This window comes from Chthonomonas sp. (assembly GCF_035294505.1).
Lineage (GTDB): Bacteria > Armatimonadota > Chthonomonadetes > Chthonomonadales > Chthonomonadaceae > Chthonomonas.
Genome location: NZ_DATGKU010000118.1, coordinates 1 through 7,943, shown reverse-complemented (window position 1 = coordinate 7,943; position 7,943 = coordinate 1). Strand labels below are relative to the sequence as shown.

At 52.1% G+C, this 7,943-nt stretch carries 7 protein-coding genes; all 7 read right to left on the bottom strand.

Annotation, left to right across the window (positions count from 1 at the left end; all coding sequences use genetic code 11):
- Window positions 1–351: 351 nt before the first annotated feature.
- Window positions 352–633, bottom strand: a complete 282-nt coding sequence (gene cas2, locus VKV18_RS15820) for a CRISPR-associated endonuclease Cas2 (RefSeq protein WP_345786398.1) — start codon at window positions 631–633, stop codon at window positions 352–354.
- A gap of 88 nt (window positions 634–721) precedes the next feature.
- A complete protein-coding gene (gene cas1c / locus VKV18_RS07110) occupies window positions 722–1,759 on the bottom strand; it encodes a type I-C CRISPR-associated endonuclease Cas1c (protein WP_324203517.1) in 1,038 nt (345 codons plus the stop codon).
- A complete protein-coding gene (gene cas4 / locus VKV18_RS07105; RefSeq protein ID WP_324203516.1) occupies window positions 1,749–2,390 on the bottom strand; it encodes a CRISPR-associated protein Cas4 in 642 nt (213 codons plus the stop codon). The genes cas1c and cas4 overlap by 11 nt, the downstream gene beginning before the upstream one ends.
- A gap of 153 nt (window positions 2,391–2,543) precedes the next feature.
- Complete coding sequence (gene cas7c / locus VKV18_RS07100) at window positions 2,544–3,545, bottom strand: type I-C CRISPR-associated protein Cas7/Csd2 (protein WP_324203515.1); 1,002 nt, start codon at window positions 3,543–3,545, stop codon at window positions 2,544–2,546.
- A 1-nt stretch (window position 3,546) separates the two neighbouring features.
- The gene (cas8c, locus tag VKV18_RS07095) at window positions 3,547–5,382 is read right to left on the bottom strand and encodes a type I-C CRISPR-associated protein Cas8c/Csd1 (protein WP_324203514.1); all 1,836 of its coding nucleotides are present in this window, start codon (window positions 5,380–5,382) and stop codon (window positions 3,547–3,549) included.
- A gap of 2 nt (window positions 5,383–5,384) precedes the next feature.
- Window positions 5,385–6,101 (bottom strand): type I-C CRISPR-associated protein Cas5c, encoded by a 717-nt coding sequence (gene cas5c / locus VKV18_RS07090; protein ID WP_324203513.1) that lies wholly within the window; start codon window positions 6,099–6,101, stop codon window positions 5,385–5,387.
- A 27-nt stretch (window positions 6,102–6,128) separates the two neighbouring features.
- Window positions 6,129–7,943 (bottom strand): CRISPR-associated helicase Cas3' (gene cas3 / locus VKV18_RS07085; RefSeq protein WP_324203512.1); only part of this gene is annotated, 1,815 nt, incomplete at its 5' end.

The window sequence follows — 7,943 nt, the reverse complement described above, 5'->3', positions numbered from 1 at the left end:
TATCGGTGTTAGTAGAAATCGTGTTTCAATCCCCACCAGCTCCGAAGAGCCGGTGACACTCAAAATCGCAGATATCTATCGGCTACTAGGCGGAGTTTCAATCCCCACCAGCTCCGAAGAGCCGGTGACACCAGTGTCAGGCCTGCCAACGTACGAGAGTTGCAGAGCGTTTCAATCCCCACCAGCTCCGAAGAGCCGGTGACACGGTCAACTTACTCTCAAAATAAAGGCCCTATGTGCCTCTACCCTCGAGAAGTTCCCTCTTATATTATAACACATACTCTCAAAATCCTGCGCGAACCTCTCTCTCGAACCTACGATCACTCCCGATCCGCGCAAACTTAGGTTATCCTAAATAATAAGCGGATCAGACGGGGGACGATATAAATCCCGCCCGTAAACCTCTACTACGTCCTCTCGACGACCCTTTAAACGGTATATGCGTAGACTGTCACACTCTAAGTCTATAATTTTTAGCAGACGTGTTCGCAAACGCTCTAAATTGGTCTCGGATAGGCTACACTCAAAAACCGAGTTCTGTACTCGCTGCCCGAACGCCTCACAGGCCTTAGCCACCATCCTTAAACGACGCCGGCCGGCCTCCGTCTCCGTGTTGACATCATAGGTTACCACAATGTCCAACGTTACACACCTAAGCTATATTCATTAGCAAGTATACCCCCTTATCTGCCTAACAACTACCACCCCCCCACAGACATTATCATTTAACCGTATACGGGATGTAGTAGTCTGTATCTCCGCGTATATAACGCGAAAGCAAACGTGCCTGTAACTGAGGAACAAGGCCCAATGGTACCTTCGTCTTTAATAGGGAATGATGAACTTCTTCTTGCTTCCTTTTCTGGTAAGCGCCTAATACTACCTTACGACCATCCTCATTAAGCAAAACGCTGCCTCCAGCACGTTCCTCAAAGTGACGCTCCTCTATCTGCCCACGATTGATAAGTGCCAATACGAAACGATCACCCACACTGGGCCGAAACTCCTCAACGAGATCGAGCGCTAATGCCGGACGACCAGGACGCAAAACATGCAGAAAACCAAACTGAGTATCTAACCCGACACTTGCCAACGCGCTTTCACACTCCGCAAGGAGAAGCGTATATACAAAAGAGATCAGAGCGTTTATACGATCGCGCGGGGGACGACGGCTCCTATTTTGAAATCGAAAGGCCCGATTCTCTTGCTTAATGAGATGATCAAAAACCTCAAAATAGATGGCCGCCGCCTGACCCTCAATCCCCCGCAAAGCGTTGATCTCTGTTACTTCAGCTGTCCGACCAAGCAACTCTCCTAGAACGCCAACAGCCTCATCGAGAGCCATCTTTCCCTGCGCAGATATGCCGCTGTCGCGTAAGCCACGCAAGAGGTTGTTCCTGCAGTTTTTTATCTTTCCCGCAACGATAGGACGCGCGATGTTCAGAGTCATCTGGCTATCACAGTGAGCCTTATACTGAGCTGCACGCAGCAATACGTTGCCCGACTCAGGCCCAATCACGCGCGCCTTAAAGTTGCCGGCGTAGTCTAAAAAGACGACATCCTTCCCCTCCTCTGCGCAACGCATGAGCAGTTGAGGTGTTAAGGACGTAGCCCCGAAAAAGACCAACTGGCCGATATGTATGAGAGGGACTTGAATGAGCTTCTCACCCTCTAACTCCACACGCACGGTATCGCCGTCTAGCCGAGCATAGGCGCCTGGTGTCATAACAAACAGAGTGTTTAGCAGTTCACGACTCATCCTCTTCTTCCTCCATCTCCTCTAACCGATAAAGAGCTTTTGCATGCCAAGCAAACCGCCCAGTTGCCAACACCTCCGGCATGCAGATGTCGTGTAAAGAGCAGTTGGGGCAACGCTTGTCGTTTACTGGAGGTGGCACCCGGCCCTCACGTATCATATCACGGATATCCGCGATAGCCTCTAAAACTTTCGTTCGCAACTCCTCCGTGAAGAGCACCTCTCGACGTCTACGTGATGAGATATGATAAATAGCCCCTTTCTCTACTGAACAACCAAACATCTCCTCTAAACACATGCCTTGAGCGCATACTTGCAGCGCGTCAAACAGGTTATGGCGCCGCGGGCCGTGTTTGTACTCAACGGGATAGATGGTGCCGTCCGGCCAAAACTCGACCACATCGGCTCTGCCGACTAAGCCTAAGCGATCCGACCACAAAGGCAAAGCCCGTTCAATGCGGGCACCCCTTACGGAAACTACATCCTCCACGTCTACCTGCGTGTGCCCACGTGCCCCCATGAGGGTATAAGGATTTTCCTCGTAAAGCTGCTCGACATGCATGAGACCGCATCGGCGTGTGCAATAGCCGTATTGGGCAAGAGCAGATATCAAGATCGGTTCCTCCTCTTGCATTCCTTACGATGCCTCCTTTCTCCTACAGGCCGATGCGTAATAATACCATTAGATAGCTTCTAACAAATCTGACATTCGTTGAAAAAGGCCAACATACTTCTCCCCTCTCCCAATTTGGGAGAGGGGAGGCGACGACTCGGCGCACAGTTACCACTAGAGCTTTTCGATAAGCTCGACACCCGGCGGTACCCGATCGGCATATATCTCCAAACAGTAGTCGTGGAAGCTACGCGCTGGCTTCTGAGCGTCTTTCCGCCAGATGCGTACGATCTCCCCGTTGTCTTCGCTACCGCCCACGTCAAGCAGCCTATAGGCCGGAGCGCAACCCAAGATCGCCTGCCGTTTGCGTTGTTCAGGTATCGTATCGGTGCCTACATGCTTGAACACAATAAGCTTGCGCGCCGACATCATCCCCTTACTTGAAGAACGGTCATGGTCGTACATGTTACCGAGGGCTTCCCAGAGCAGTTCCAAATCCGCCTCGGAGAAGCCGGTACCGCGGAACGTATCGTCCTTTTGAGCTAAGTGAGCGCTCACAAAGCCGCGCGCGAGGTAGAGACCATAGGAGATCAGCGACTTGCGCCCCATGGTTCGCAGTTGGTCTTCCGGTTGCTCCTGCTCCCACTTGAGATAGTCCTCACTGCTCTTGGCCCCTTGCACATCTGCGGCAATGGCCATCCGCGTGATAGATATCTCTAAAGGATAGATGGGGTCTATGGAACGGGCGAAGCTTATCTGCACCGGCCCACGGACCTGCCCCGCATTAGGCCCTGTACTCATTACCGCTCCGAAGGTGCGCACATCGTAGAAATTTGCGCACATCCACTCGCGGGCTTCCAGCACTTTTTCTTTGGATGCCTTATCCTCCTTCGAGGTTTTTAGTTTCAAGCCTCCTGTCTCCTCATGGGCACGCGTAATATGCCGGTTGAGATTTGTAGCATGCTCGATGAAGATGGCGTAAGGCATTCTGTTCTCGTGCTTGGCAAGCACATAGTTGCGCACACGCCGTTTCAAGGCCACATCCGATACGATGCCATGCATGTCTTCTGGGTCTACGCGTGGGGCATTGCCGGCATCTGGATCGCCGTTCGGGTTGCCATCTTGGCAATCGAAAAAGTAGAGAAACTCGTAACGATTGGAGATGGGGTTAGACATTCTATTCCTCCTCTATGGTTTTTTGATTGGACTGGTCTGACGATGATTCGGATTTCGCAGGTGAACGCATCTCGGCAAGCTGATGGTAGTAACCAAGAGCGAAAAGGCTCTGGTCTTCAAGGCTCAGCGTTCTCGGAAGCCGCTCTGGGATAGCGTTGTAGATTTCGGTGAGCTGATCGAGATACCAGTTCTGCAGCCCCTTGCTCTCTATGCTGTTAAGGTGAAATCGCGCAGTGCGGTCTAGCCTTGCCAACACGAGCGCCGGAGTAGCGCAGGCAGCCGCATAGAAACGTTGAACTACGCCTGCCCCCACATTGCCCAGTGCCGCCTCCTGCAGACGCGCATAAACAGCCATAAGGCGACCGCAGTGGTAGGCAGGACTTGGGTGTTGCTTGTTAAGATTAGATTTCATGTTTTTGTCTCCTTTGTTGCGAATATTATAGGCTTTCAGCAAAGCCATGCGAGCCTGTAGAAGGTTCAACAGGTTTCGGTTTCGTGTCTCTACCGCCTTCTCCCACTCCCCCGAAAGAACAAACTGATTGTGATGATAGAGTATGCGTCCAAGCACTTCAAAAGGCAGGGGTGTGCCTTCAATAGCCGCATGAAGCAGACTCGTTCGCACCCCAGAGAGGGGCTTAATCCAATCCTCATATTGTTGTTGAGATGATCGGAGTGGAAGCAAACTGGTAACTAAACGTTCTAAACCGGGGTTAAGAGCATCACCTCCTCCATCATAGCGGACGATCCGCAGGTGTTCGAACCACTCAGCCACGTGAGTGGCTAAATCCTCAAACTGGCCCATGGCCCAGTCGCGTACCATAACACGACCAGCCGCACCGGATAAAGTGAGAATGTAGAAATAGCTATGCCCTAGCTCGATGGCCTCCGTACGACCAGTGTGCAGGTAGTTTAAAAGATTGCGGGCACGCTGCAGAGCGCTTCGTGCTTGTGCCTCTTGCCCCTCCTCCATTTGCTCAACTAACAAATAGGCCAGGGGGTCGTTTTCGCTAGGAACTGCGTGACTGTACCAATATGCCACCTTGGTACCGGCGAGGCGATTGGCGTTGTTTTGTAGAAGGTCTTCCAAAGCAGCGCGATAGGCAGCAGCGCTCTCTGCCGAAACGGCCGCATTGGCCGACTGTTTCAGACCATACGACTCAAAAGCATCTTTATCGAAGCCAACAAGAGAGGAACCGGAGCTTTGTCCGCCAACATCCGCCAACCCGCGTATTTTGGGATGAGTTGGTTCAGGAACTACTGAGTCTCCTGTTGCGAAACAGACCATTCTCGCCCCGCCGGTTGCTTGCGAAGCTCCTACATTACCGCCAATACTGCTGCGAAACCGACGCCACCAATCATGCCAGCGACTATCCTCCAGAAGCAGGTTGCTGCCAACCTGCAGTGTCAATTTATCGGTAGGTTTTACTTTATTGCGCTCCAGGTCTTCACAGATTCTGTTGCATATCTGTGGGTCACGCAAGCTCTGCGCAACGGCTTTCAGCTCGGGTACTGCTGCGGAAGCCTGCTCCAGAAGCCCTATAAAGAAGTTGTGTTTCTCCTGTTTCTTTTGCAAATCCTCCGGCTTCACCTTGTAGAGCACCACACAATCTGCCGACTCATAAAGAAACTGGCTTCCTGGGTTTAAGCGCACCAGCTCCGGTTGAGACAAATTGGGGCAAACATCGAACTTGCGCCCAACTTTATCTCCGAGCGGCACTACCCCTAGATAACGACCATCGGCACTAAAGCTAAGACACCATCGAATCGTTTGAGTGGCGAAACCGGGTTCGGAGTGAAGCCCCTTTTGGGTGGCATAGCGTACGAGTTGATCGATCATTCTTAGCCTCCTGGAATGGGTTTTTTTACCTCTGGACTTTCAAACGGCGGCACCTGCAAGCGTCCTCCTTCGATTCGCGCATGAAACAGCGTGATGAAGGGCTTGTCTTCGCTTGTTCCTGGCCGTGAAAGGTCGAATACATCGTATAGCATCCATCCAACCTCCATATCGAAAGGGATGGGTGTGGCTCGGTCGGCTTCGTCCACCAATCGAAAGTAGGCCGCGAACTCGCGCATGCCCAAATAAGGCTGCCAAGCACATTGTCCTTGTTCCGCTCTGCGTCGAAACTGCGCCTCAAATGCTGCCAGTTCGTCCTCATAGCCCGGCCAGGGGCGTATCTCGGCATGCAGGCGATAGCGCACGTTTTTGAGGGCGATGGTTTGCCGCTGAGTGCGCCCTTTGGCCTCGTCATCGGTGTCCGCATAGAGAGGCTCTGGCTCCTCCCGTCCCTCCATCCAGCGCCAAAGCGTGTCGGTTCCCGGTGCTTTTTGCTTCATCTCGTTTCGACGTAAAGCGATGTAGCGCGGCCTCTCAAACAGCTCGATCTCGAGAATCTGCCATCGAAATTTTGAGGGCTTTACGTAGATAGCATCGAAAATGCCCCTCGCTGCCGACGGCGTGATGACAGGATAGGTGAACCGCTCCACAGAAAGGGGCGGCTGAGAAAAGCAGGCCAAGTCACCCCACACCTCTAAAACCTGCCGATTCGATCTCCTCATAGCAACTTTTCCTCCTCGTCAGATAATTTAAGCGATAAGCACATCCATTTCGGCGTCATCCTTAGGATAAAAACCGACCAGGCTGTCGTAGTCCTCGCTACGGTAGCATAGAAACCAACGGTTGGCAAAGCTCCCCCAACCCGGTACCGGCTCTAAACTGCGCGACAGAGTTCGTGGAAGATATAAACTGATCGTCAGTGGTTGGGCACGTCGCACCCACGACTTACTCACTCCCTTTGAACGCACCTCATCGGCCAACTGCTCAAACAGTTCCAAAGCCCCTTGATATGGCACCACAACATGGATGAAGTCCTCATCAATAATTCGATAGATTCGTGCTACCTCCCGATAGTTCTGATTCGCTATGGCCTCTAGCAATTCACGATTTAGCTGACCAATTCCGGCCACGTTATATAGCTCGCTATAGTAGCGCTGATATAACTCTGGGCCTTCGATATCTAACCGATCCGTTCCAAGCTCTCTTAGAATCTTCTCGGTAACTCGGGTGGCCTGTTCGTAGGCTTTATCGGGATATCGTTCCTCTAAAAGCCTAAACACTCGCAGGATTCCTTTGCCCTCTAAAAGGCCGTTTCTATTAACTCGTCCGGCTACCTGCGCAATAGCCGATAACGGTCCTAACATGCGGTAACCTAAGGGAAAGTCCACATCTACCCCGGCCTCAACGCATTGAGTGCTGATCAATCTGCACGCTTTATTCTCCAGCAGACGAGCTTTTACCTCTTTTAGAATTTCTTGCCGATGCAAAGGACACATGCATGTGGAAAGGTGGTAAAGGCCTTCCAACCCCATATCACGCAACGTAAGCGCAATAGCACGTGCATCTTTGCGCATATTCACCACGCACAGCAGTTGCTCCATCGGCTCCTGCGCGACTTTCCGGCAAAGCTCCTCTATCGTCAGAGGGTCATCCCACAACCGCCAGTCTACGGTAACTCGTTGCATCTTCTTGAAAAGATGAGGTGGAGCGATTTCACGGGGCTTCCATCCGCTGTTGCCCTCTTCCTGCACCTCCCTGTGAAGCAGAGAAAATGCCGGCTGTGTGGCCGTGGAAAACACGATACTGACTCGATAAGGCGGCGACGCTAGACGCGAGAGCGTTCTCAATGTTGGTAACACAATAGATGTTGGAAGTGTCTGCACCTCATCAAAGAACACGATGCTCTCGCCGATAGAGTGCAGCTTACGACAATCCCCTGGAGAGTTGCTAAAGAGCGATTCGAGGAACTGCACATTCGTGGTAATGATGAGAGGGGCCTGCCAGTTCTCCGATAGTTGGCGCTCGATCCGACGCTCTTCTTCGGCAAGAGAACTCTCCGAGCTAAGTCGCTGCCATCGAGCAGAGCTGTGGTGCTCCAACACATACCCGCTACCGAAAACAGGCTCGAAGATAGCACGACATAGGGAGACAACCTGCTCGATGATAGTAAGATAGGGAAAAACAAGAATCAGACGCTTAAAATCGTGCTGTTGGGCATGGGTCAGGCCAAACAGTAACATGCCCAATGTCTTTCCTGAACCGGTTGGAGCCGTAAGGGTAAAGAGACCCGGAGAACTAGTCGCAGCCTCTCGACAGTTGTGCAACAACTCCTCTCGCACTGCAATGACCTCGGCTTTGGCGCGCCTGTTTTGACGTACCTCTTCGTCGAGATAGCGCTCGAGGGCTGCTAAAGCGCGTGCAGGCTCTAAACTTTTGGGGGTTTCACGCTCTTCGCCAAAGTGTTGTGCCGTATCAAGAAAATCAGCATCTACAAGGGCGGAAAAAAGCATTCGTACATCGAGCATAACGGAAGCGGTTGTGGCTAGTTTTGGCTTAACGAGATA